General features: G+C 51.5%; 27 protein-coding genes. 3 read left to right on the top strand and 24 right to left on the bottom strand.

The window, feature by feature from the left end; genetic code table 11:
• Window positions 1-20 precede the first annotated feature (20 nt).
• From JI735_RS15470 to JI735_RS15440, 7 genes are all read right to left on the bottom strand, one after another.
• Entirely contained in the window at window positions 21-890 is an 870-nt protein-coding gene (locus JI735_RS15470; RefSeq protein WP_039834795.1) for a hypothetical protein, read from the bottom strand.
• An 11-nt stretch (window positions 891-901) separates the two neighbouring features.
• A complete protein-coding gene (locus JI735_RS15465) occupies window positions 902-1948 on the bottom strand; it encodes a hypothetical protein (protein ID WP_039834794.1) in 1047 nt (348 codons plus the stop codon).
• Between the two features lie 13 nt (window positions 1949-1961).
• Window positions 1962-3506, bottom strand: coding sequence for a P-loop NTPase family protein (locus JI735_RS15460; protein WP_039834793.1), 1545 nt, complete (start codon window positions 3504-3506; stop codon window positions 1962-1964).
• A complete protein-coding gene (locus JI735_RS15455) occupies window positions 3503-4567 on the bottom strand; it encodes a CpaE/TadZ family protein (protein ID WP_202677540.1) in 1065 nt (354 codons plus the stop codon). Before JI735_RS15455 ends, JI735_RS15460 begins: the two co-directional genes overlap by 4 nt.
• Window positions 4568-4588: 21 nt before the next feature.
• Window positions 4589-5452 (bottom strand): hypothetical protein, encoded by an 864-nt coding sequence (locus JI735_RS15450; protein WP_039834788.1) that lies wholly within the window; start codon window positions 5450-5452, stop codon window positions 4589-4591.
• A gap of 243 nt (window positions 5453-5695) precedes the next feature.
• Entirely contained in the window at window positions 5696-6592 is an 897-nt protein-coding gene (gene purU, locus JI735_RS15445; protein ID WP_039834787.1) for a formyltetrahydrofolate deformylase, read from the bottom strand.
• Between the two features lie 48 nt (window positions 6593-6640).
• Window positions 6641-7768, bottom strand: a complete 1128-nt coding sequence (locus JI735_RS15440; protein ID WP_020428338.1) for a deoxyribonuclease IV — start codon at window positions 7766-7768, stop codon at window positions 6641-6643.
• Between the two features lie 171 nt (window positions 7769-7939).
• On the opposite strand from JI735_RS15440, the gene JI735_RS15435 reads away from it, so the two are divergent.
• Window positions 7940-8404: a DUF2621 domain-containing protein gene (locus JI735_RS15435; protein WP_039834791.1), complete on the top strand. Its 465-nt coding sequence runs from the start codon at window positions 7940-7942 to the stop codon at window positions 8402-8404.
• 16 nt (window positions 8405-8420) lie between these two features.
• Window positions 8421-9326 carry a TIGR01777 family oxidoreductase gene (locus JI735_RS15430; protein ID WP_039834786.1) on the top strand — a complete coding sequence of 302 codons (906 nt, stop codon included), beginning with the start codon at window positions 8421-8423 and terminating at the stop codon, window positions 9324-9326.
• Between the two features lie 4 nt (window positions 9327-9330).
• Here JI735_RS15430 and JI735_RS35805 read toward each other — a convergent pair whose 3' ends face one another.
• From JI735_RS35805 to JI735_RS15355, 15 genes are all read right to left on the bottom strand, one after another.
• On the bottom strand, window positions 9331-9432 hold the full coding sequence (locus tag JI735_RS35805; protein ID WP_233476418.1) for a hypothetical protein: 102 nt from the start codon (window positions 9430-9432) through the stop codon (window positions 9331-9333).
• Window positions 9433-9458: 26 nt separating this feature from the next.
• Entirely contained in the window at window positions 9459-10985 is a 1527-nt protein-coding gene (locus JI735_RS15420; protein WP_202677539.1) for a DUF6382 and FHA domain-containing protein, read from the bottom strand.
• Between the two features lie 17 nt (window positions 10986-11002).
• Window positions 11003-11512: an A24 family peptidase gene (locus tag JI735_RS15415; protein WP_039834784.1), complete on the bottom strand. Its 510-nt coding sequence runs from the start codon at window positions 11510-11512 to the stop codon at window positions 11003-11005.
• Complete coding sequence (locus JI735_RS15410) at window positions 11512-12534, bottom strand: TadE/TadG family type IV pilus assembly protein (protein ID WP_085979275.1); 1023 nt, start codon at window positions 12532-12534, stop codon at window positions 11512-11514. The genes JI735_RS15415 and JI735_RS15410 overlap by 1 nt, the downstream gene beginning before the upstream one ends.
• 17 nt (window positions 12535-12551) lie before the next feature.
• Entirely contained in the window at window positions 12552-14810 is a 2259-nt protein-coding gene (locus JI735_RS15405; RefSeq protein WP_202677538.1) for a hypothetical protein, read from the bottom strand.
• A gap of 74 nt (window positions 14811-14884) precedes the next feature.
• Entirely contained in the window at window positions 14885-15532 is a 648-nt protein-coding gene (locus JI735_RS15400; protein ID WP_202677537.1) for a TadE/TadG family type IV pilus assembly protein, read from the bottom strand.
• Complete coding sequence (locus JI735_RS15395; protein WP_039788092.1) at window positions 15529-15720, bottom strand: Flp1 family type IVb pilin; 192 nt, start codon at window positions 15718-15720, stop codon at window positions 15529-15531. The genes JI735_RS15400 and JI735_RS15395 overlap by 4 nt, the downstream gene beginning before the upstream one ends.
• Before the next feature lie 13 nt (window positions 15721-15733).
• Entirely contained in the window at window positions 15734-16606 is an 873-nt protein-coding gene (locus JI735_RS15390) for a type II secretion system F family protein (protein ID WP_039834778.1), read from the bottom strand.
• A 14-nt stretch (window positions 16607-16620) separates the two neighbouring features.
• Window positions 16621-17424, bottom strand: a complete 804-nt coding sequence (locus JI735_RS15385) for a type II secretion system F family protein (RefSeq protein WP_039834781.1) — start codon at window positions 17422-17424, stop codon at window positions 16621-16623.
• A gap of 56 nt (window positions 17425-17480) precedes the next feature.
• Complete coding sequence (locus JI735_RS15380; RefSeq protein ID WP_039834777.1) at window positions 17481-18713, bottom strand: TadA family conjugal transfer-associated ATPase; 1233 nt, start codon at window positions 18711-18713, stop codon at window positions 17481-17483.
• Window positions 18710-19237: a CpaE/TadZ family protein gene (locus tag JI735_RS15375; RefSeq protein ID WP_202677536.1), complete on the bottom strand. Its 528-nt coding sequence runs from the start codon at window positions 19235-19237 to the stop codon at window positions 18710-18712. Before JI735_RS15375 ends, JI735_RS15380 begins: the two co-directional genes overlap by 4 nt.
• Window positions 19238-19251: 14 nt before the next feature.
• Window positions 19252-19878: a P-loop NTPase family protein gene (locus JI735_RS15370; protein ID WP_202677535.1), complete on the bottom strand. Its 627-nt coding sequence runs from the start codon at window positions 19876-19878 to the stop codon at window positions 19252-19254.
• 521 nt (window positions 19879-20399) lie between these two features.
• Entirely contained in the window at window positions 20400-20819 is a 420-nt protein-coding gene (locus tag JI735_RS15365; RefSeq protein ID WP_085979273.1) for a thiol-disulfide oxidoreductase DCC family protein, read from the bottom strand.
• Between the two features lie 103 nt (window positions 20820-20922).
• Entirely contained in the window at window positions 20923-21201 is a 279-nt protein-coding gene (locus JI735_RS15360; protein ID WP_020428353.1) for a hypothetical protein, read from the bottom strand.
• A 179-nt stretch (window positions 21202-21380) separates the two neighbouring features.
• Window positions 21381-21800, bottom strand: a complete 420-nt coding sequence (locus tag JI735_RS15355) for an organic hydroperoxide resistance protein (RefSeq protein WP_039834776.1) — start codon at window positions 21798-21800, stop codon at window positions 21381-21383.
• A 185-nt stretch (window positions 21801-21985) separates the two neighbouring features.
• On the opposite strand from JI735_RS15355, the gene JI735_RS15350 reads away from it, so the two are divergent.
• Window positions 21986-22468, top strand: a complete 483-nt coding sequence (locus JI735_RS15350) for a glutathione peroxidase (RefSeq protein WP_039834769.1) — start codon at window positions 21986-21988, stop codon at window positions 22466-22468.
• 151 nt (window positions 22469-22619) lie between these two features.
• Here the strand turns inward: JI735_RS15350 and JI735_RS15345 are convergent, their stop codons facing one another.
• Window positions 22620-23270, bottom strand: a complete 651-nt coding sequence (locus tag JI735_RS15345; protein ID WP_085979274.1) for a response regulator — start codon at window positions 23268-23270, stop codon at window positions 22620-22622.
• Window positions 23270-24463: a sensor histidine kinase gene (locus tag JI735_RS15340; RefSeq protein WP_051051700.1), complete on the bottom strand. Its 1194-nt coding sequence runs from the start codon at window positions 24461-24463 to the stop codon at window positions 23270-23272. The genes JI735_RS15345 and JI735_RS15340 overlap by 1 nt, the downstream gene beginning before the upstream one ends.
• Window positions 24464-24514: the final 51 nt, after the last annotated feature.

Raw genomic sequence — 24514 nt, 5'->3', positions numbered from 1 at the left:
TCTTGAATATAACAAAAAACTCACTGAAACAGCCCCACCCCATTAAAATTCCCTTTGATCAGCAAAATGTACTGCATCGCCATCGATACGATCATCAGAAAAGTAGCGATGGAGGGGATGACGTTGATGATGGTGGAGACGTCGCCGATGAAGGACCATTTTTTCAAATATTGATCGCTGGAGATCTTGGTGATAATCTTCCCCTGCTCCCGCAGATAATTGGCCGCTTCCGTATCGTCGTCCATCCCTTCCGTAGCCAGCAGAATCGAACGAATGTCGTTGATGAACGCGTGGTTGTCCGGAAATTTACCGCAAAACCATTCAATGGCGCGTTCCGTCCCCTCATCCACTGCCCGCTCTGACAGCTCATACAAATCCTGACGGATGTAGTTGAAATGCCCTGCCGTTCCGGCACAAAAGGCCCCAAACTGCACATATCCCCGTTTGCGCAGCCGGTTATTTTCATAGAGGCGGATAAAGGAGATCAGCTCCCCGTCTTTTTGAATAAGTGTCTTCTGATGCATCCAAGCCAGCAGCCACCCCAGCGGAAGATATCTCAGCGGACTGGTAATCAACAAAATCAGAACGGCGACAAGCAGATCATAGATGGAAAACGGCACGGACCGCAGGAAGCCCCCTGCCGCTTGAACTAGCACATATATCAGCGCCGCCGAATAGCGGAACAGTGTGATTTTGCCTGCGGAAATGGTGAGGCCGCTGTTATAAAGAAGCTGCTGCAGCCGCTCATTGTGCATGCGCTCCCCCAGTGTCTTCCACCTGGCACCCAGCCTGAGAAGATAACGCTCCTGTCTGGTGCTGCTGCTCACAAAAACCAGCAATGCGAGATATACAAGTCCCAGCACAGCAATCAAAAGTAAAAGTCTATCCATAATTCATCACCTTAGTGGTAGTCCAGCTTTGGCCTGGCGAGTATGGTACTGATCATGAAAGAAATGAACAGCCCGGATATAATAATCATCAAAAAGGTTAGGCCGACGGTAGTCTGAAACTGCAGTTTGAAATAGACATCCGGCTTCAGCATATAAATAAAGGTTCCGACGGATGATCCCAGCACTACCAGATTGCCGTACAGCCCCAGACTGATCGCATCCCTGCTCCCTGCCTTCACTGTAAGAATCGTCTCCCGCTGCTGCTCCATGGACCGGCTTAGCATCATCAGCGTGTTCTTCAGGTAACGGGTGCCTTCTTTCTCGCAGTACAGCAAATCCGAGACAAATTCCACAGCGAAGGTGGTTCCGATAGCTCCTGCAAACCGTTCTGCCTCAAGGGTTAGCTCCCGTTCATTGCTGTAGTTGGCAAATGCGGCTCCAAGCAGTCTGAGCGGGGTCTTCAGCACACTTTCTTCTGTCAGGAAGTCAGCCGTCTTAGATAAAATGGAGTCCACCGACAGGTGTGTGAATTTGGTTGCAATTTTGATTACATCAAGCAGATCATAACTTCCATGCACCTTCCGCTGCGCGAAGAGATATCTCGTCCGCAAATAAGGAATACTGGCTGCGATGACTGCCACAAAGAGCGGAAACCGCCATGATCCTTGAACCGGAAGCCGGTTATCGAAGTTGATGCCTTCCAAGAAAGGGTTGCTAAAGCTCAAATGCCCCGGCAGCTCTCTTAGAGTAAGCAGTCCTGAGAGAAATACCGTGATGAACACCAACAGGGTCCGGATGGAAAAACGCATCACACTAATTCCCGGCTCATATTTGCGGTGGGCAAAATAGAGCAGTTCGTCCAAATGCCGGTACAGCCACCTCCTTTGCTTATTGCTGACTTTTTGACCAAAAAGACTGATTCGCAGGCTCATCCGATGGTCGATCTTTTGCCCAAGCTGGCGCAGATGCCTCTCAATGAATGGCTTCACCAGCAGCCACAAGCCACCGGTAATCAATAAATGAAAGGCAATCTGAAGCACATAAAATAATAGCTCCATGAGTTGTCCCCCTTCATTCGTTCAAAACAATCTTTGATTTGAGGCTCTCCTTCAGCGGCTCATCCATCGGTTTCTGCGCAGCTAAATGTCCCAGCTCCTGCAAAAGCACCCGTGAAGCGCGCGGATTTTTCTTCTTCATCTTGCGCATAAGGCCAGCCGTCAGCTTGTCATTATAGCTCCAGGCGGATTGTTCTTCTTCCCAGCGCATCAGATCATTGGCAAATACGGAATTTGCAGCTTCGTCATAATACACCTCGGAGATCCGGGCCAGCCGTTTTTTTCCGTCCGCTACGCTCTCCAGAATAAATACCAGCTCACAGGATTTAAGCGCAGAAATCAGATGGCCTTTCAGACTGCCGCCGATCCGCGTGGATACCGCAAAAGCTCCCTGATAAGGAATATCCTCCGAATCCACCGTATGAAAGGTGCCTGTAATGCCGTCATAGCCTTTTTCGCCGCTCCACAGATAAAATTCCCATTCGTTATAGCGCATTTCCGTCATATAGAGAATGTTCGGATCATGCCGCAGCGACTCCACCCCGACCTCCATTAATTCCTCGTTGGCTGCCTGAATCGGAATAATCCGATGGCCTTTGATCTGGTATGGCAAAATCGACTCCGGATGCTTTTCAATCATCACTACTCCCATACACGAAGAAGATCCTAGCAGCTGCTCACCTACAACAGTGTTGGCAAAGGTAGTTTTGCCTGATCCGACCGCTCCGGCAATAATGGTGTTGCGGAACGTACCTGACAGGGCGCGTATAAGCTCAATGGCTTCCGCAGGAATACATCCCGTACCGGCTTGATCCTCCAGATCCAGAAACTCGACCACCTGCCGCCGCAGTGAAATCGTGGTAAAGCCTTCCCACACTCTGGGAGACACCCAAATCGCAAGCCGGATGAAGCGGCCGGGCCAGAGCGGATCATCCATTTTGAACTCTACAGAGGGATTATCCTTGTTGAGTTTCTTATCGGGGTCGCTTTTCAGCAAAGAGCGTTTGAGCTGCTCCACCCGATCCAGTGAGGGCATCTCATAGGGATACACCACAAACTTGCCCCGGTGATTGTAAAAAATCTGCCGTCCGATCATCTGCAGCCCGGTAGATTCGCTGTAGGCCCGGTCGGTAAACCAGCGGTACGCGGGTCCAAATCCCTTCCATTCGTGAAACAGCGCTTCTGCTGCTGTCCCGTATGCTTCCGGCACCTTGCCGGTAAACGGTGTTTTGCGCAGATATTTCTCAATCTCATTCATGAAAAAGCTGACTGCCTGCGGGTCGCCGATCAGCGCCTTCGCATTAAGTTCAAAGTACCCGTCATCCTCCCGCTCCAGCTCGGCGTTCATGTCGCTTTTCATTTTTTGCAGGAAGCCGTAAAAATCATCTTTGCCTGGCCTGCTGGTACGAAGCACGCTTTGTTTCAGGGAGAACAGCCTGCGGTTGTCCTGAGGATTCGGCAGCCATATCGCCTTATGGATCTGTCCCATCCCTTGTTCTTCATTCTGAACCTGTGCCTGATTCCACTTCGTGCGCAAAATCTCTTGCCGGTATTCAATCATTGAAAAATCCCCTTCTTTCGGGCTTCCGGTGCCAGGCCCAGGGATACCAGCAGCGCATGTACCTTGTCATCTACATGCTGAAGCTCTCTTTTGCCCAGAGGAAGACTATCCTGAAACGGTTGATAATAAGGCAGTTCAAGTAAAATCTCACTGCCAAAGCGGAGCGCCAGATTCTTGGGCGAGGTCATTTCCTCCACATTGCTGCGGTTGATGATCCACTGGAAATCCTGCGGATACAGATCCATATGCCCGGCAAGCTCCATCAGCGGCTGAAGCCGGTATTCGTGTCTCGGGTGTGTGACAATCAAACGCAAGGCAGATTTCTGCATCCCCACATACCATGCTGCACTCTCGGGAACCGATCCGAAATCAGCAACCACCACATCGGCATTCTCGGCAGCCTGGGCGAGCAGATATTCAATTTCCTCTTCCTGGTAGTCCTGAACGCTTAAGAAGTCGAAATTTCCAGGAAGATAAGCGTAACCCTCCTGCTTTACCAAACCTTCAAAGTCTGCGGATTGCAGCATTTTGCCGGTCATCCGTGGCCGCAGCCTGTCGAGGCTGGTCGCCGTTTTGCGGTCGAATCCGGGATCGTACAGATCAAGGCCGAGCAGAATCACACGTTGTCCCGAAGCGGCAATACGCCGGGCGAACAGCTTGGCTACACTCGTACAGCCAATACCCGGGCCGGAGCCGAAAAAACCGACAAGATTGCCCCGCTCCTCACGTTCCTCCTCCAGAATGTAACGCAGCTTCTCCACAATCGCTGAAGAAGTAGAACGCGGCGGGATGAAGAAAATCCCCAGACTTTCGCAGAACATATGGATGGCCTGATAGCTCCTTACCCCCTTTTGCCGGTAAACATATAATATAGAGGAGTTCGGATAGCCCTGCCGCAGCTCACTCAAAGCTGTCACCGGGACCTGTTCACTGGTAACCATCAACATCTGCCCCTGAGTCTGGGAAGGTTCAGGCAGGACATTTTGCGTAACTACCGTGAACCCGGCAAGCTTGATCTCATTAACCGTCAGCTGATCCATCCCAAAACTGAATATTTTCATTACATTTACCTCCTTTCACTTTTACTCTACACGTACAATCCACAGCTTCTTCCCCTGCTCCAAAAATTGTCCCAGCAGCTCGCCGTCGCTTTTTTTCAGCTTGAGCTCAGGTGCTGCCACCTTGCCGGTTGAAGTAAAGCGGTTGTTCGTGTTGCCGTTCTCCGAATCCTGAACATCGTTGTTGTCTTCCGTCCTTACATAATTAACTGTGACTCCGGTTAGGAATACTTTGCGTGCAGGCGCGGAAGGCTGCGGGGTTGCAGTATTCGCAGCTCCTACGGTTTTTGCTGCCCCTGCGGCTCCAACAGTTTTTGCTTCTCCTGCAGTTGCTGCTGTTTCTGGGGCTGTTCCTGCCCCCGCTGTTGTTCCAGCAGTGCCAGCGGTTGTTCTGCCTGCTGTTGCAGAGCTATACCAGCCACCACTCCGCGTTTGATTTGCTGAATCGCCTTCAACCAGATAAATATCCACTTTGTCTCTACTGCGCAGCGAACCGTTAATTGCATAGATGGCTTCCTTGGGAATAGGAAAAATCCCCTCGTCCTGCTGCGGCTCCAGGTCACTGACATCCACCAGCGATGCCGTCAGAATACTTCCGTTCGTTAAGATTACATTTGTGATCTTATGCTCCACCTGACTGAATTCCGTGATCACCCCTGAAGGAATATCCTTGGTCTGGACGGAGTCCAGGTAAAGATCACTTGGTTTAAGTTCATAATTTTTGGGCAAAAAGCTACCCTCGGCTACTTTGATCTTGACCACAGTCTGCGACAGCACGTATGGCTTGAAATAAAGATCGTAGCCAAGCAGGCCGCCGAAACCGATAACCAGAATGAGAAAAGCAAATAAATAATTGCGTCTTAACAGATGTCCCCGCTGAGAAGCCAAGCCTTTTACCCCCTTATAAATGCATTTATGAGCATGACAAAATACACCTTGGCCTAAAATGCCAAAATGTGGTAAAATGCTTTTTTACCTATAGTAGTTGAGAAAAGTATTAGATTATCATTGTGAGGTACGGAGCTTGAGGATAACCGCGGGAGCAGGCTCCCGGCTGAAGAAGGATTCCGGTGAACGGCAGACACTGTTCCATGCAGGGAAAGGCTACGCAGTTCACCGGAGATGATTCAATTAATTAAAAACCACTGTTTTGTTGTGATGGACAAGAATTCTGTCTTCGATATGCCATTTGACTGCCCGGGCCAAAACAACACGTTCGATCGTGCGTCCGATGCGTTTCAGCTCATTTACATCATCACTGTGGCTGACCCGCTGCACATCCTGCTCGATAATCGGACCGCCGTCCAGCTCTTCGGTAACATAGTGGGCCGTTGCACCGATAATCTTCACCCCGCGCTGATAGGCCTGGGCATAGGGCTTGCCGCCTACAAACGCCGGAAGGAACGAATGATGGATGTTGATGATCCGATGGCGGTAATGCTCTATGAACGAGGGCGAGATAATTTGCATGTAGCGCGCCAGAATAATAACGTCAATGTCATCTCCGATGACCTTAAGCTGGTGCTGCTCCGCTTCTGCTTTGGTATCCGCTGTTACCGGAATATGGTGGAACGGGATGCCGAAGGACTCCACATATGCCTGCATATCTGTATGGTTGCTGACAACCAGAGCGATATCGGCATCCAGATCCCCGGCCTGCCACTGCCAGAGCAGTTCAACCAGACAATGATCCTCTTTGGAGACAAAGATAGCCAGCCGTTTCTTTTGGCTTACATTGAATATTTGCCAGTTCATCTTGAACCGTTCCGCAACCCCGCTAAAGACTGAACGCACTTCGTCAATCCGCTCGGCCAGCTTGGGCAGGTCGAACTCCACTCTCATAAAAAACATTCCGCCATCCGGGTCCATGGTGTATTGATCCGACTGGACAATGTTCGCGCCATGCTGGTATAGAAATTGCGATACAGCAGCCACAATCCCCGGTCCGTCCGGACAGGAGATCAGCATCCGCGCCCGGTTCGGGTATTGTCCGCTTAACGAATGCTCTCTTTTTACATGCAATTCCATAATTCTCGTTCCATCCTCTCATCTACATGCGCAATCTATAATTTGGCTTTAAGCGTTCACGAGCAGCTGCTTGCCTGCCAGCCAAGCGATCAGCCGTTGATTGACCGCTTCTTCACTAAGCTGAGGAAACAGCTGTGCGGCTGCAACCGTATCATACAGACGTTCCAGCGGTTCACGCGGATCAGCTTTTTTGGCCTTGGCATCGTTCTTCAGCAGTTCCCATACATTCAGCACATACTGGCGGGGATCAAACTCCTGCTTGGCAAAAAAAGCATGCAGCTCTTCCACCTCATTCAGAAACTCCGCCCCGAACCGTTCAGCCACGGTGCCGCGCAGCAGGGCAATTTCCACCTCATACATCGGGCGCAGCTTCTTCGCATCTTTTCCGATCCAAGGCGTCTCCAGAATGAACGGCAGACCTGCAAGGGCTTCGTGATGGACTACCTTGTTGATAGTCTCAAAGCCAATGTAGCCCGAGCCAATCGGCGTATGGCGGTCCTTGCCCGCCCCGCGCGGATTTTTGCTGTCATTGATATGGATTACGCCCAGCCGGCTCAGGCCAATGATCTGGTCAAACTGCTGCAGCACACCATCCAGATCGCCGACAATATCATAACCGGCATCATGGATGTGGCAGGTATCGAGACAAATGGACAGCCGCTCGTTATGAACGACTTTGTCGATAATGGAGGCAATTTCCTCGAAGCTGCGGCCAACTTCCGTTCCTTTACCGGCCATCGTCTCCAGAGCAATGTGCACTTCCGTCTCGTTCGTACCGCCAAGCACCTCGTTCAGACCATCTGCAATCCGCTGCACTCCATATTCAGCATCTTTGTCAGTGTATGCTCCCGGGTGCAGTACGATATGCTTCACCTCAAGCGCATGCGTACGGCGGATTTCCTCCTGGAGGAAGTCAACAGCCAGTTGATACGTGCTGTCCTTGTAAGAACCCAAGTTGATGATGTAAGGAGCATGGACGACAATCTCCTCCACACCATTATCCTTCATCGCCTGCTTGCCTTCGGCGGGATACATCGATTCAATAGGCTTGCGGCGCGTATTCTGCGGCGCACCCGTATATATCATAAACGAGGTCGATCCGTACTCATTTGCTTCATTGGCCGCACTCAGGAGACCCTTGTCCGCACAGGACACATGTGAACCTATTTTAAGCATACCTTTTTCCCTCTTTCCTTCACGAATTAACCCTTATTCTACCGTGATCGGGAAAATAAATCTAGGCAAGCTCTTAGCGCCTGCTTCCGCTTCGCAAAACTTTGGAAATGCGCTATACTTTAGATGAGCATTAAGTTTGTGACAATCATCATTGTCAAAGGCGGTGTATTCATGTTTTCAAAATCAAGCTTAGGCTTGCTGTCCGCAACACCGAGCAACTGGTTTATGAACTCCATCGCATTTTGGACTTTTGTGCTGCTGGGCTGCATGTGCATCGGCGGCTATTTCATGTTCCGCAAATTCCTAAAAGTGCTGCCCAAAGCCGATGGCAAATCCAAGCTGGACTGGCAGAATTATTGGGTCGAACGCAGCCGTCCACTGTGGAGCGATGAGATGAAGGCTTTTCTGGATCAGCTCGTTCAGCCTGTGCCAAGTCCTTTCCGTGATATCGCCAAGCATTCCATCGCTGCCGAGATTGGCAAGATCGCTGTAGAAAGCCAAGCGCCGGAGGTTACCCGCGAGCACTGTATCAGAGGATATATCGTGGCTACACCACGGCGCGACAACCGTTTTCTGATCAGCTTCCTGGAGAAAAACGGTATTGATTACTCTCCTTATCAGCACCTGATTAAATAATCGAAGGAGCGACCTTATGAAATACCTAATCTGTGGGGGCAGCGGCTTCATCGGACGTGAGCTTACTGAATATTGGCTGCAGGGTGGACATCAGATCATTGTTGTCGGCCGCAAACAGCCTGAATCCCGAACCGCTGCCCATCCAGCCCTAAGCTTCCTTACTTGGGACAGTCTGGCTTCACATCCGGAGCTTGCCTATGGCGCGGATGCCCTGGTCAACCTTGCCGGTTCCTCACTAAGCCAGCGCTGGAGTCCAAGCGGCAAGAAGTCCATTATGCAGTCCCGGCTTGAAACCGTTTCAGCGGCAGCCAGGCTGCTGAACGCGCTGCAAAACAAGCCTCCCGTGGTGATTCAATCCTCCGCAATTGCTATCTATGGCACTTCATTGGAGGATACTTATGACGAAACCTCTCCAGCCCATGTGATGGATTTCCCGTCCGGGGTTGTGGAAGCCTGGGAAGGAGCTGCAGACGAAGCCTACAAGGGTGTACGAGTAGTCAAGCTGCGCACTGGCGTGGTGCTGGGCAACGAGAGCGGTGCTTTTCCCAAGATGAAGCTGCCCTACATGCTTGGCTTTGGCGGTAAAATCGGCAGCGGGAAGCAGTGGCTGTCCTGGATCAGCCTCACCGATATCGTCCGGCTAATCGATTTCTGCGTTCAAACTCCCGGCATTGAAGGCCCTGTCAATGCCACTGCTCCGCACCCCGTGACCAATGAGGCATTCGGCAAAATGATTGGCAGGGTCTATCATCGTCCACACTGGTTCCCCATTCCTGCCTTTCTGCTCAAGACAGCCGTTGGCGAGCTGTCGGAAATCCTCCTGAAAGGCCAGCGGGTGCTCCCTTCCAAAGCCTTGGAACATGGATTTACTTTTACTTATCCAACCTTGCAGCCGGCGCTGGAGCATCTGAAAGGAGAATAGCTTCTCAGGCTGACCGGAAAGTGTAGCAGCCTTTTACTATCGTGAACACGGCCCCTTCGGTCAGCGGATATTCCTTGTAAGGGATCATCGCCTCCCCTTGAAACAACGTGCCGTTTCTGGAGTCCAGATCCTTCAGGATATATCCTCCCCGCTTTTGAGGATCTCCGCATGCACTCTCGAAACTCCTTCGGACTTCTCCACATATTGCGCTACGTCAGGAGATCGGCCAATAAGAAAGCTGGGGCGGTTCAGTTCGATTTTTTCCGGAAGCCCGCTCTCATTCTCCTGGACTCTTTCAAGATAGGGTACTGTATGGCCTCCTTTCTGGACTCTCTCATTCTCAGAAGGCAGATCCTGCTGCAGCAGAGCTGTAGCTTCTACTGGCATTGGCGATTGAATTTTGAGTTGGCTTCTTTCCTGCAGCGGCCCCTTCGTAAGCGCAGCTTGAGCATTAGCATGGGCAGGAATCTCCATTTGCTGCGAAGACACTTTAATGCCGGGAGCAGCAGCCGATACAGAGGACACTGCGGGAGGCCGGCCAAAATCCCATTCCAGCTCCTTGTGATTTCTCCGGCGCATAACCTCCATACCGTCTTCAGTCTCTTCTTCCTGTCTCTCACCACCTAAAATTAGTCTTCCGCAACAAACCAGCCAGCAAAATACACCCAGTGCCAGCGTCGCCACTGCGCAAACGGCCATCCAAAGCGGCTTAGGATTGTTCAGATAAAGAAACTTCCACAATACCGCATCAGCCAAAACCCCGCCCAGCACCGTATAGGTTCTGTAGGCAGAGGAGGCGGGAGCCGTGTTGCTCTCCATATCCCCATCATCCGGCTGCGGCAGTGGCTGCGGCTCTTTTAGCTTGAGTCGCGGATACCCACTCATCCATGGAGCAGACTTTTGAGTCTCTGATGCCGCATTCCCGCCCCCCTCCCCCGGCTGGCTTTGCTCAGGAACAGAAGATGCAATGTTTGGCGCTGTGCCAGTCATTTCCCGAATGCCTCTCCCTGCTGGCTCATTTGTATCCGGCCAAATTGAGCTTGGCGCAGCCCGTGCAGTATCTGTGAACCTGTTTGCCCCCTCACCGTCCGTCAGCAGTTCGGCTAGCAGTTCCTTCAATCCGGCCGGAGTGAACTCCTCTTCCCCGCAATATTGCAGCAGTCTTTGCACTCCATCACCGGACAATTCTCTTACAGATGCCATAAGGGCCATAATCAGTGATTTTAGCGCTTCTCCGGCACTCACCGAAAATTCTGCAGCCTGCAGAGGAAGATAAGTAAGATACACCTTACCGCTGCGCAGAGGTCCATCGATAAAAATATAATCCTCATGCAGCACATACTGCTCGGCGCTCAACATGTATAACCGTCCCTCTTCCATCCCTACCGCAATCTGCAGCAGGATTCCGAAGAAATCGGGCATGCCCAGCTTGTCCCCCTTCAGAAGATGGCTGAGCATTTTCCGGCGGGAAAGCGCATAATCAAGGGTCACCTGCAAATTGATCTCTTTGAGCTGCAGCCGAAGATGATGGGGAATCCCGGTATTCATCAGCATACGGGCCTGCACCATATTAAGCTCATCCGGCCTCAGTCCCCCGGGCCTGCTGAGCAGCATCGAGATGCCGTCCCGCTGTACAAAATCACGGCTTAATCCAAACAATACGCCTCACCTCTCCACTATAAGTACAAATAGGCACAGATGAACCCTGGAACAACCGCCAGCATAAAAGGGAATTTCAACAGATCATCGCTTCGCCTCTTCAATAGCCGGGGTTCCCGGAGCATTAAAAATCCGGCACTCCTGCTGATAATTCCCCGAATACGCCTTCCCGTTTCCCGTCTGGAAAAAACAATGATCCATCCGATCACTGCCCCGAACAATACAGAATAGACAGTAACCTGCAAGGTGAACAGCATCCCCGTCCAGGCACCGATTCCCGCAAAAAGCTTCACATCTCCTGCGCCAACCGCACCCAGAAGATGCATGATCAGCAGGAGGAGAAAACCTGTGCCTGCACCGCATATGGACACCAGAAATCCTTGGCGGCCGTTCATCATCCCCTGTACAATCAGCCCGGCCATCAGCAGCGGGAGCGTGATCCAGTTCGGTATCCTCATGAAGCGGATATCTGTAAGGAGCGCCGCCGCCAAGAATGGCAGACAGCTCCAGAATGCCCATACCGCCATTACTTTTCCCCTTCTTCCGCCTGAATTTTTTTCACCACTGTAAAAGCTGCCTCCAGCGAGGTGCCATCCTGCAGCTGGATAACAAAACGCCATGTGCCCGGCGTAGTATTCACCCCGATTTTCCATTCCCAATCGAGATATCCATTCTCATCCGCCTGCTTCCACCCCAGGTATTTGGCGGTGCTCTGGCCGCTTTTATAGAAGATGGACAAGCTGGCTGAAGCATTGGGCGGAATCTTGACCCGAATCCTGCCCTGATGATTGGCCACTCCGGGGCTTGGCTTCTCCAGAATAACAATGGAGTTCTGCTCTTCCCCGCCCCCTGAACTGTCCTCTCCATCCTCAGCATCCGTATTTCCGATCCATAGACGCTCCACCGCACTGGCCTCTAGCACGATTCGCTGATTCAGAAAAGGCACCTTCATCGGCAGTTCATAGCTCACCACAAGTCCAAAGTATGGCCGCGACCCTGTCTTAAGGTCCGGGACAATCACATTCGAAACATGAATGCGGTCATATTCCAGCCAGTCTGTTGAAAGATAGGGCTTCATTACAGGCTTGAGCGCCAGATCCAGCGCCCCTTCGGATGCCTCTGCCTGCAATTTCTGCAAGGGGTCTTCTCCCCGCTTCACGGCTGAACGGACCCAACCAGCGACCGGTTCCGGAAGGTCTGCCACATAGCTGTCACTCCACTCCTCAAGCGAGAGCCGGGGGATGCTCCATTTATCCGAAGATCCGGCAGCTCCAGAAGCTTCTGTTCCTCCGCCTGAGCCTCCGGCAGCGTTTCCTTCTTTACCAGCTTCCCGTTTCTGTACAGCCAGTGCAGCAGGATACATATGGGCCGAGATGACCTTCACCGTATCCGAAGCTGTACTCTGCAGAGCTGTCGAGTATAAGGACATTTGCACGATGAAGATCAGGAACAGGACAAAAAGCAAAAACATAGGGAGGACCATAGCGGCTTCCACAACCATGCTGCCTTCACACGCCGCTCTTCTCCGCTTCCGGAACCTTTGCTTCACCTTGTTCCACCTCCCAGCTAATAAGAAAAATCCGCCTGTACAGTCCGGTAGTACAATTTGCCCTGCACATCACCCGAAAGACCGCCGCCGTAATCCAGCAGCTTCACTACGCCCGGCAAAAACCATAAGGGCATAGCCATTTTGATATCTGCTGCTGCGTATGTGAAAATCTCGTCCGGATTACTTCCGGTATTCAGCCGGATTAAAGCCAGCATCCGCGATAATTGGACGTCCCCGCCTCCATGCAGCACCAGAAACAAGCGCAGATAATCTCGGTAACTCAGCTTGGCGGATATGTATTTAGAGAGCGGAATTTCACCATTTTTGCATAACAGCAGCATATCCTGCACGGCCTGCTCGACTCCGTATAGAAGTGCCGAAGCCAATACCAGCAGCGGATTGCCCAGGCTTGCGCGCTCTGTAAAACCCTCCATGGTACGTATAGCCAAACGCACTGCAAAAATCTCCCCATAAGCTGCCGCTATATTCCCGGCTGGATTGTAGAAGCCATACAATACATACTCCAATTCCTGAGCCGTAGGATCAAGCTGATCCGCCAGCTTCTCTGCTGTGTCATCTATAGAGCCTGAAGCTAACCCGGACAGCTGCGAGATATCAAAGGGAGGAAAATACAGCGCCGAGTATTCGGTCTGAAAAAGCCTGTCTCTGGCTCCCTCCAGCACATTGCCCATTGCAGCATAGAGTCCGTCCACTTTGACCATGGAGGAGCTTCCGGCAGAATAGAGGCTCTGGTCTGCCGCACCCGTCTCTGGCTCCTGGTCCAACCCCTTGTTAAACGCTATATTGTCGTTGTAATAATTACGCAGCGTCTTATAACGTTCCACAGCTTCCCCGGCGCCAGCGCCAAGCCCGCGGATTTGATCCAGCAGCTTCATGGCATCGCCCAGCTTGCCCTTGGCCTCCTGCTCCGTCTGCTTGCGCTGGCTGTCGAAAGTGCGGTGAGTCTCAATACGCTTTCTGTCAGCAGCAATGAGCACGCCGGTATTTCCATAATTGCGCATATAGCTGTCAATTGTCTGCGATGCACCCAGGACTCTGGCCATCATGGCGGAGACGTCGGCATTCAACCCCGTTGCCGGACTCAGGCTTCCGGGCAATAGTGCGACCTGCTGTACTACAGCCTGCGAAGCTGTCTGCTGTTCCGATAAGCTATTCTCCAGCGTACTAATGTCACTTGCCGCGAGGATAAGCGAATCCTCCTGCTCGCGCAGCTTATGGATCGGATCTGCGCTCAGCTCAGCTGTACCGCCTGGAATATCCCAGCTCCGCGCCGGGTCCTGCGCATCTTCCGGCCCGCTGTTCCGGGACTGCTCCAGCAGGCTTTTCATTTGAACATTCAGAGATTTGACCCGTTCCAGCGCAGCCGCTGCCTCTTCCATATAGCGTTGCTGCTTATCCTGATAAACGGCCTGCCTGCCGGAAAGCTGCTCAAGCAATTCAGCGGATTCTTGTAAATAAGACTGCAAAAGACTCTCGTACCACGCAGCTCTGCCCTCAGCCCTGCGCTGCGTATCGGCATGATATTTTCCTACATAGTCGCCATACATGGCCGGGATATCCGCAGCGGCGGTAATGCTGCCTATCGCAGTGAATACGATAGTGTCACCTGGCGGATTCATGATCAGCGCCTGCAGTGCTTTTCCGCTCTCTGCCGCCTGTTTCCGTGACTTCAGCATTTGATCCAGCGCTTCCTCCCGCTCGTCATACAAAGGCTGCAGCTTGCCGAGCACCTTGGTTGTCCGTGAAGCTTCACCCATTGCCGCAGACAGCGGCTTGAACTTGCCGGCCAGCTCCAGGGCAAAATCAACCGGCGCCTTGTATTTCATCTCTTCAACAATCTGGCGGCGGAAAATATCATAGCTTCCAAGCGGCCGGCTCCAGCTTAAAGAAGAAGAATCCAGATCCGAAGGCAGCAGGTTAAAGGCATCACCGCGTCCGCTCTCATACAAATTATCATTCAGTACACTGGCCAGCAGCTGGTCGCCGTCATTGCCGCCATAAGCAAAAAGTCCGTATTTGTCCTTCAGTTCAAGATCATAAGCTGACATGACTGAACGGACAGCCGCCCTGGCCAAACGCTCTTCCTGTACATTGACAGCGGCAATACGCGCATAATCAATCAGCACAGCGGTAAACAGGAAAACAAATGCCAGCACCATAATTAAAAAGATAGAAACTGAACCATCAGATCGGGTATATCTGTCAATCCTGTACCTTTTGGCTCCCTCAAAAACATGCTTAGTCTCAGACTTCAAGCGGGTCTATCCTCCTTTCTTGCCTTAACCGCTGCTCCCAAAATATCAATTTCCATCCAGCATGCCCCTCTTGCTCAGTGCAGCTTCTTCAACATGATCTCCGCGTTTTTCTTATCCATCCCACTGTCTGGACCGCCTTTGAATTTGGCGCCGTAATAACGCATAAGATCAACGGTACGGATAAATTCAACCGGTTCAGCAACCACAGACCGGGCCTGCACTACCGGCACAGCCTGATCGGAGAGAATCCCATCCAGCACAGGCAAATTCAGCATCCGCTTCAGCTCTGCGCTGATTTGCCGGCCTGCTGGGCTATAGGCATATCTCATCTCGCCCGGCATATTTGCCGGGACCATACCCGATGCATGCTCCAGCTTGACCACAGGCAATGTGCCTCCATCCCCTGCGGCAGGAAGCGTAACGGCTGCTCTGCCATCAGGCGAGCCGATGCCGAATAAAGAAGAGAGCAGAGCATCATCGCCAATGCGCCAATACAGCGGGTCGTATTCGCCAACGGGATATGCACCCTTTGTTTCTTTGTGGGTGTTATCCCAGTTGTAAGCCGCACGCTCCGTAGTGGCTGAAGCAATCTGCAGCAGCATTGACTTCTGGTAGCTGTACAAGCAGAAGAACAGCAGCAGCATCGTGATGCACATTATAATCGGCAGCAATAGAGAGGCTTCAATAGTAAAACTGCCCTCGTCTTTCCGAGGCGTGCTCAATCGAATACTTTCTGGCTCTTTTCACCAGCCGTCTCAATCAGAGCTTCAACTACCTCTTGAATCTTGTCCTTGAAAAGAAGGACGACCGCAATCAGCACAGCAATGATCATAATCATCTCCAGCGTACCGAGTCCTTCCTCGTCCTTCCAAAAGCTTTGTACAGCTCCCGCCATCATTGAACTCATCATCAGCTTCCTCCTTCTACATTTTGAGCATCATGAACGCCGGCGTCCCCACCAGCACAATGACAATTAAAAAGATGACCACCATCGGAAAAACCAGCTTCGAGGAGGCCTGTTCCCCGCGCGTCCGGCTGATCGCCTTCCGTTTCTCCCAGAGCATCCGCGAGAGATCGCGCAGCGCCAGGACAAAATCAGCTCCGCCTCTGCGGTAATTAAGCAGCACCGTGGTGGTGAACAGCGAGACCTCCTGCACCGCACAGCGTTTGCTGAAATTCTCAAAAGCCTGCTGGAACGAATAGCCGCTGTCCCACTCAGCAGTCATTTGGTGCAGTTCCTTATAGAGCGGGTGCGATGTGTCCCCCTTGCGGCTGTCCACACAGCGGATGATCGCCCGCTGCACTGTTTCTCCTGCACCTACGAGAAGCACAATGCTGTTCAGCAGCTCCGGCAGCTCAAAGCTGATATTCTGCTCCCGCAGCCGTACCTTCTTATGGAGATCGCTAACCAGGGCAGCGGGAAGCATTACCGCCAGAAATGTTCCCAGCACGGTTCCGGCTGTCTCCCCGCTTAAGACCGTCAGCACACTTCCGGCTGTCAGGAACAGCCAGCTGTAGCTGATCATCTCCCCCATAAAGAGCAGTGTCCGCTCTGCGCTATAGCGCGTTCCGTAGGTACGCTGCAGTGAACGCTGAATCCTGAACAGGACAGAGGGAAAATATCTTCCGGGCTTCCATCTCTCGATCATCCAGAGAAATGGCTCACCCAGCCCTCTTAGCCGCAGCCCCTCCATAGGAAGCGTGCGCAGTGCAGCGTAACGGCTTCCGCATTTCAGACGGAGCAGCACCCAGCCAAGTGCCAGTACCAGCGCGGCGGTGCCGCATAGCCAGATCATTCTTTTCACCTCCTTTACAGTGGAATATTCATGATTTTGGAAGTCCACAGGCAGCATAGAAAAAGCAGCCCAAGAGCCAGCGTAGAGATCGCAATACCTGCACCTGTATACATTGGCTGCATGTAATCTCCCGCTGTCAGACTCATGAAGATCACCATGATGAGCGGTGAAACCAGCAAAGCCTTGGCCTCAAACTTCTTCTGGGCAATGCTGACAGCAATCTCCTGCTGCATATCCAGTTTCTCCCCGATAATGGTTGAAGTGCGCCGCACGATTTCCACCAGGTCGCCCCCGGTCCGTTTACAGACGGAGAAGACATCGGCGAACCGTTCGACATCTTCCATGCCCGCCCGTTTGCTGAAATCATTCAACGCTTCCTCAACCGGCTGCCCATACTCCATGCGTGCGCAGATAATGTTCAGCTCAGAGATCATATCGCTGTCACCCTCCGGGTCAAGCATCAGCAGATCCTGCACCGCTTCGCGAAAAGCATTCTCCACAGAGCGGCCGGCGGACAACGAAGAAGATAGCGAAAACAGCATCTGCTTAAATTGCAGATTAAGCGCGGCACGGCGCCGCCGGTGCAGATAATCCCGCAGTATTCGCGGCGCATAAGCCCCGCCCGGGACCAGCAGCAGGGACAGCAGCCCATTGTGGTAAAAGAGGCAGCCAATCGCCCAGAGCAGCGTTCCGCCAACCAGCATTGCCGTGATTTTGTGCCAGGAAGCCAATGTATACACGGTATAGTCCGGCAGTTGAACCGCCGCACTTGGATTCCTCTTCGGCGCACCGCTCCCCGGCAGCGGTCTGCTGTTCATACCCAACCTGTGTGCACCGCTATTCCGCAGATGCTGCCCCTTCTGTTTTAACGAGATCAGATCACTTCCCCCTTCCAGTGGATTCCGGCCATCCTGAGCTTGCCGGTATGCAGCATCGGGTTCCCGCTGGGGATCAGACCGCCCTGAACATGTCCGTCCGTCTCACCCGTTTCACGGAATTCATAGAGCGGATTCAGCACCACCTCCCCCTCCTTGACCCCGGCAACCTCACAGATTTCCGTCACCCGGCGGGAACGGTCACGCAGCCGCGACAGATGCACGAAGATATCAATCGCAGACCCGATCTGCTGCCGGACAACCGCCACCGGCAGATCGGCAGCACTGAGTACCATCGTTTCCAGACGGCTGACCATATCCCGGGCACTGTTTGAGTGCCCTGTACTGAGCGAGCCGTCATGGCCGGTATTCATCGCCTGAAGCATATCGAGGCATTCCGCTCCCCGAACCTCGCCCACCACAATGCGGTTTGGACGCATCCGCAGCGAGGAACGGATCAGAGCACGGATACTGATCTCTCCCCGGCCTTCCGTATTCGCATTTCTCGTCTCCAGCGAGACGAGGTTCGGTACGGTGACGATCTGCAGCTCGGCTGAATCCTCTATCGTAATCACACGCTCCTGCGGTGGGATGAACTGCGACAATGCATTTAGAAAGGTTGTCTTGCCTGAGCCGGTGCCGCCGCTGATAAAAATATTGTATTTCGCCGCTACTAACATCTGCAGAAGCTCGGCAGCCTCCATACTTACAGCTTCCCGGCGGATCAGCTCGTTCATCGTCATCGGCGTTTCGGGAAACTTACGGATAGTCATCGCCGGCCCCTTCAGTGCTACCGGCGGCAGAACGATATTGACCCGGGACCCGTCCTTCAGCCGGGCATCCACAATCGGCGAGGAATCGTTGACCACCCGGTTAACACCGGAGACCACCGACTGGATAATATCCTCCAACCGGCTGCTGGACTCAAAGGCCAGCGGGAGGCGGCGGATCAGCCCGTTCTCCTCGACAAAAATCTCATCATAGCTGTTGATCATAATCTCGGTGATCGCCGGATTATCCACCAGCGGCTGCAGCACATCCAGCCCCCGGAATGAATCGAACAGCTTCTTGACCAGGGTATGCTTCTCTTGAGCGGTCAGATGCCGCAGGCTGTCCCGCGCAAGAACCGTCTGCTCTATATAAGCGGTAAGCTCACGGTTGCCGACAGCGGAGGTCAGGTCCAGTCCGGAACGGATGTCACTGCGGAGCAGCCGGAACATCTCTTCATTCATATACCATTCCCTGTAAAGACACGCGGCAGCGCGGGCTCAATGATTCCCGAGCAGAGCTGCTGTATCCCGAAGATGAATTGCGGAGAATTCAGGCACAGCTCCCCGTGGTGCTGCATGGCCCAGGAAGAGATATAAGGAAGCACAGCATCCATTTCCACCCCCTCAGGGAGAACCCCTCCGCTATTGGCATCGGCTGCAAAATTCAGCACAAACCTGCTTTTGCCCTGTACCTCCTGCAGTCTGCCGGAGTGGGGTTGACTGCAATGCTCCAGCCATCGCCCGGTCTTGTGCATGCTGTTCTTATCTCCCGTCAGCACCCAGAGCAGGAGGCCGCATCTATGCAGAACGGCTTGGGTCTGCTGCTCCTCAATGCCCCCGGTATCTACAATGACAACATCATAGCGCCCCGCCCCGGACAGCTCTTCCAGCACATCCAGCGTATCCGTCAGCGTCATCTCCAGCTTTTCCTTAAGATTGTCCACCGGTCTGAAGGCCTCGCTTCGCAGACTTTCATGCCGGATCACATACTGTTCAAGCTCTATCTTTCCTGCTTGCGCTTGGCCCCCTCTCCTGCGCTTGCCTTCAATTCATACAGCAGTCGCTCCAGACCGGGGGCACTGCCGTCCGGCAAGCGCAGGAACAATCCGCTGCTGTCCACACTTTCCAGATTCAGATAAAAAACGGACAACCCCAGCCCCCCAAGCTGCTTCGCCATATTGAGCGCAAGCGTGGTTTTGCCGCTGCTGCCGCTGGCTGAGACCACACCCAGCAGCAGCGTCTCCTCCTTGGGCACGGACGCCATCCGGCTTCGCTTCAGATCACATAGCTGAAGTATGGACTCCAGCAGGGAAGGCAGCGCCTGATACTTGATAATCATTTGTCCGCCCGCCAGACTCCCGGAGGGATTGCCGCGGATGTCCCCGTCATCACTAAGAACTGCCCACGGCACTGAATTCCTCCCTTCCACCAGCCACGCCTCAATAAAAGAAGGATCTCCTACAACCGCGTCCGGGACTTCCTCTCCCTGCATAAATTCCATAAAGGCATCCAGCATGCTGAACGCGCTGACCCGCAGCATCCCTCCATATTCACTATGGTGTATATAGTGGAGCAATGGCTCAATGTATTGGCTTTCCCGTACTGCGAGCACGATTCTCGCTGCCATGTCACACTCTCCTTTCTGCAAAAAGACAACAAAAAAAGCACCGCCAATAACCGTGGGATACGGTCATTGAACGGTGCTTCCGTTACTATTCCTATAATTTACAGCTATAGTAGCATATATATTAGATTACAGCAATACCTTTTTTTACTTTTCCAAAATTCCGTCAGCTCCTATATCCAGCACAGGATATTCCCCGAACCATTATTGTCCTGTATAATTTATACGTTCATCATTTGCCACCCCCAACACATAACAAAGGAGATTTTCGACACAAGCTTTTTAATCAATACGTCAGCTATTCCAACAAAGAAGATTACGAGGGATTTATAAGTCTGATCGATCCGAAGTTACCGCTGGCCGCAGCCGCAACGGCATTCAAGGAGCAGATGGCAAGTGGAAGCTGGTACAAACCTACAGCCTTAGCGTGAAACCGCTGACCAACTAGGCCAATTTTGAATTTCTCTGTTACCAAAAACGCAGCAGGGCTCTATCCGAGCACCCGCTGCGCTTTGTAATGTCTTCTACAGAAACCGCTTCCGGATCTCCGGCGTCGGGACCATACATTGTTCATCCCGGCCGAACCAGCGGTAACGGTTCCTCGCAACTAACCTGTACAGGGCGTCCCGCAGCGGACGGGGGATAATGATAAACAGATAAGCAGCAGGCCACGGAAAACGCAGTCTGCGGGCGATCCGCAGCACTGCAGCCGATTCCGTATAGCAGACGCCGTTCTCCAGCAGAACAACCGTGCTGAGCTGCCCGGGCACAAGACCGCTGTCATTCATCAGCTTACGGGAAATCTCACTCTGTAAAGGGGCAAACAGAATCCGGCCTTGGGGATCACGGGGGATAATGAACCGCACCAGCCCTTGGCACAGATGGCAGACCCCATCAATCAGCACAACAGCTTTGTTTGTTAGAACTTCCTCTTGTACTTTCACTATTGCCCTCCCCCTTCAGATAGTCACAGTATATCCAGAATTCTCCCCAAAAAAAACAAAAGCGCGGGATAAGCTCCCACGCCTTCATAACCGTCCGTTCAATTTACTCTGCGATTGCCTTGTCGATCCATTCGTTCCCAAGCATCTGCCCTTCGAAATCAGCTGTGAAAGCTTCCATGCATTTACAGATGAAGTCTTTGCGGCACACCGGACATGGCGTCTTAAGCAGGCGGCTGATGTTCGTCATTTTCCATTCCGGAAACCGATTGTAGAACGCGCGGCACTCCGTTCCGTCAGCAAGCTTGATAATGAACTCGTACAATCCTTCCTTATCGTTGCTGCTGGCTTTGGTCACATTCGTAATATTCGGTCTGTAAGACATCTTCATCACCCATTATTTAAATTTTTGGTAGTTAATTGCACGCGCGACATTAACAGATACTTAGACATATTAAAGAATTTTAGGGGTGATGTCAACCAAAGCAGACGCTCCTGCCTGCGATTTATGGCCCTGCCTGAAATTCCCGACTCTATTTAGACATTTTTTCCAAAAAACACGGTTTACAGCACGTTTAGTTCAACCTCAATATTGCCGCGGGTTGCCTTGGAATATGGACAGAACTCATGAGCTTTGCGGGCAAGGTCCTCTGCTTTTGCGCGTTCAATGCCGGGCAGGCTTACATCCAGTTTTACCGCCAGCTTGAAGCCTCCGTCACTTTCATCCTTTCCGATCAGCACGTTGGAGGTCACAACCACATCTTGAAGCTTCACGCCCTCTTTACGGGTGATATTCGCCAGAGCGCTTTCATAACAAGCGCCATAGCCTGCTGCGAACAGCTGCTCCGGGTTCGTCCCCATACCTCCCGGTCCACCCAGTTCCTTCGGCATTTTGAGATCATGCTTCAGAGCACCATCCGAGGATTCCACTGACCCTTCGCGTCCGCCGCGGACCGTAGCAGAAGCTGTGTACAAAGGTTTCATTGTTAATGCTGTCATCGCTCATTCTCTCCTTTTCAAGCCAAATTTTAACTGCTCATACTTTTTACTTAAACAACGGGCTTGGTTTGAAACGGAGATGCAATGTTGTTATCCCCTCGCGGCTTGCTTCTTGCGATAAATAGTGTAAAATTAAATTGTGATAAATTAATGATCGGGAGGTATCATTGATGAGTATTTATGATTATAAAGCCAACACGCTGCGCGGTCAGGAAGAATCCCTATCCAAGTACAAAGGCAAAGTGCTGCTCGTCGTCAATACAGCCAGCAAATGCGGCTTTACTCCCCAGTACAAGGGTCTCCAGGAAGTGTACGATAAATTCAAGGACCGCGGTTTTGAAGTACTCGGCTTTCCAAGCAACCAGTTTGCAGGCCAAGAGCCGGGCGAGAGTGAAGACATCGCAGAGTTCTGCGAAATCAATTATGGGGTAACCTTCCCGATGTACGAGAAGATTGAAGTGAAGGGTGACGGGGCGCATCCGCTCTTCAAATACCTCTCCAAGGAAGCACCGGGCGTACTGGGCTCCAAAAGCGTCAAATGGAACTTCACCAAGTTCCTGGTTGACCAGGAAGGCCGTGTGCTGAAGCGGTTCGCCCCGCAGACCACACCGGACCAGATCGAGGCGGACATCGCCAAGCTGCTTGAGCAATAATTATACGGTTAGCCAAAAGAGACTCTTCCTGCACAGCTCAATGCCATGTGCGAAGAGTCTTTTTTATCTTACAAGTATCTATGACTGCATCTGCCAATATTATTCGGATGCAGCACATAGTAGCCAGCCAGCTTGTCATCCACTAGACCGTTTACATTTCCATAATCCCCCGCTCAAGTGCAACAGCTACCGCTTGAGAACGTGAATCCACTCCAAGTTTATTATAAATAGCCGTTAAATGTGCTTTTACTGTACGCTCGGAGATTCCCATATCAATGGCAATAACTTTGCTTTTGAAACCCCGGGCAACAGCCTGCAGAATAAGTGTTTCCTTATCGGTCAAACGAGCGGCTTCATTTTGAGGAGAGATTGAATCTTTCTGCTGCGCCCGGGCTGTAATTACGCGTTCCATAATATCTGCCGACAGCAAGGTTTCTCCACGTACTGCCGACTCAATGTTTCTGAACAGATTCTCACGGCTGGTATCTTTTAATAAATAACCCTTCGCTCCCATGGCCAGTCCGCTTATCATTAGTTCATCTTCGTTATAGGTTGTAAGGATGATTACCGGAATCGAAGACCCTTGTTTTTTTAACTCTTGCATGGTTTCCAGTCCGCCCATAACTGGCATATTCAAGTCCATCAGGATCACATCAGGATGCAGTTCCTTAATCATTGGCAGCGCCTCTGCGCCGTTTTCAGCTTCACCAACCACTTGAAATTGCTCGTTTGTCTCCAGAATCAGCTTTAGGCCTTCCCGGACAACCAAATGATCATCTACAATCAGAATCTTATATACAATCATTTATGTTCTCCTTCAATGAAGGGTGTCTCCAGCTTAACACGGGTTCCTTCTGAGTTACTGTTCACGTAAATTTCTCCTCCAATTAGCCGTACCCGCTCTTTAATTCCCAGCAGCCCATAGTGTCCGGCATCCTTGCCTATATCATCCGTTTTAAATCCGATACCATTATCCTGAATTTCAATGATTAGTTTATCGTTTTGCGTAGAAACAAATACCCATACTTTATCAGCCTTTGCATGGCGGGCAATATTAGTCAGACATTCTTTAACAATATGCAAGCTGTGTTCCATCTGCAGCCTGGATAATCGTTTGTTCAAATGATAATCTGTGGATACGACGATACCCGTAGCCTCTTTAAAATGTTCAATTTCATCAGCAATGGCCTCTTTGAAATCCATCTCTGGAGCTGACTTTAACCGCAAATTGTCAATCGCTCTCCGGGCTTCAGCCAATGTCCGGCGTGCCTGCTGCATGGACTGCCTAATAATTTCCTGTGCCCGCTCCGGATGGTTTTGTGACATATGGGCATCTGCAGCCTCCAGCCGCATAATCAGTCCGGCGACACCTTGTGCCAGTGTATCATGCAAATCCCGCGCCATCCGCTGGCGTTCATTGGCAAGGGTTAATTCCTCTACCTTTTCATGTGCTTCTCTTAAATCCTCCAGAAAACTCTGAATTCTGAGCCGCTCTTGAACCTGCTTGAAGAATAATATTGCATAAGCCAGCACAACAATAAGCATCAGAAGAAATATAGGAAGAAATACGATCAGTTCATCCCTATCCCCCACAGTCAGAGCAGAATCAAAAAAAACAATAATACTGATTAGTGTAACGAACACTACTCTCTTCACACGGAATGAATAACTAAGAGTCTGAGCTATCAGTATAGGCAGCAGCCCGATTAAAACCGCCTGATACCCGTCACGCATTAAAATGGCACACAAATAGATTAAAGCTGCTTGAACTGAGAAGTAAACCCAGAATTTTTTGTAGGTGACTCTGTAGGAATTCCAATGCAATAATACATGAATTGTAAATAAGCCTGTAAATACAGCACTCTCTAAAATCAAATGTTCCTTAAGAAATTGCAATATTATAGTTCCAACATATACAATGGATACCCAAATTAGTGTCGGCAGCCTTGAAGCGAATAAATCACTAATATTTTGCATGCCGTTTTTTTCGTTCAATATTCTCCCCCTCAGCTGTAACATGATGACCTATGTTTTCAAGTATACCTT

It is taken from the genome of Paenibacillus sonchi, assembly GCF_016772475.1.
GTDB lineage: Bacteria > Bacillota > Bacilli > Paenibacillales > Paenibacillaceae > Paenibacillus_AQ > Paenibacillus_AQ sonchi.
Note: the sequence above shows the minus strand (reverse complement) of the source record. Positions and strands in the feature narration are given on the sequence as shown.

Bases quoted from the DNA above. Each gene is read 5' to 3' on its own strand.
- purU (WP_039834787.1), bottom strand. From the start codon at position 6,592: ATGGAATTGCATGTAAAAAGAGAGCATTCGTTAAGCGGACAATACCCG.
- JI735_RS15455 (WP_202677540.1), bottom strand. From the start codon at position 4,567: ATGAAAATATTCAGTTTTGGGATGGATCAGCTGACGGTTAATGAGATC.
- JI735_RS15385 (WP_039834781.1), bottom strand. From the start codon at position 17,424: ATGAACAGCAGACCGCTGCCGGGGAGCGGTGCGCCGAAGAGGAATCCA.
- JI735_RS15465 (WP_039834794.1), bottom strand. From the start codon at position 1,948: ATGGAGCTATTATTTTATGTGCTTCAGATTGCCTTTCATTTATTGATT.
- JI735_RS15360 (WP_020428353.1), bottom strand. From the start codon at position 21,201: ATGTCTTACAGACCGAATATTACGAATGTGACCAAAGCCAGCAGCAAC.
- JI735_RS15440 (WP_020428338.1), bottom strand. From the start codon at position 7,768: ATGCTTAAAATAGGTTCACATGTGTCCTGTGCGGACAAGGGTCTCCTG.
- JI735_RS15390 (WP_039834778.1), bottom strand. From the start codon at position 16,606: ATGATCTGGCTATGCGGCACCGCCGCGCTGGTACTGGCACTTGGCTGG.
- JI735_RS15395 (WP_039788092.1), bottom strand. From the start codon at position 15,720: ATGATGAGTTCAATGATGGCGGGAGCTGTACAAAGCTTTTGGAAGGAC.
- JI735_RS15435 (WP_039834791.1), top strand. From the start codon at position 7,940: ATGTTTTCAAAATCAAGCTTAGGCTTGCTGTCCGCAACACCGAGCAAC.
- JI735_RS15350 (WP_039834769.1), top strand. From the start codon at position 21,986: ATGAGTATTTATGATTATAAAGCCAACACGCTGCGCGGTCAGGAAGAA.
- JI735_RS15415 (WP_039834784.1), bottom strand. From the start codon at position 11,512: ATGGCGGTATGGGCATTCTGGAGCTGTCTGCCATTCTTGGCGGCGGCG.
- JI735_RS15470 (WP_039834795.1), bottom strand. From the start codon at position 890: ATGGATAGACTTTTACTTTTGATTGCTGTGCTGGGACTTGTATATCTC.
- JI735_RS15355 (WP_039834776.1), bottom strand. From the start codon at position 21,800: ATGAAACCTTTGTACACAGCTTCTGCTACGGTCCGCGGCGGACGCGAA.
- JI735_RS15430 (WP_039834786.1), top strand. From the start codon at position 8,421: ATGAAATACCTAATCTGTGGGGGCAGCGGCTTCATCGGACGTGAGCTT.
- JI735_RS15370 (WP_202677535.1), bottom strand. From the start codon at position 19,878: ATGGCAGCGAGAATCGTGCTCGCAGTACGGGAAAGCCAATACATTGAG.
- JI735_RS15380 (WP_039834777.1), bottom strand. From the start codon at position 18,713: ATGAATGAAGAGATGTTCCGGCTGCTCCGCAGTGACATCCGTTCCGGA.
- JI735_RS15460 (WP_039834793.1), bottom strand. From the start codon at position 3,506: ATGATTGAATACCGGCAAGAGATTTTGCGCACGAAGTGGAATCAGGCA.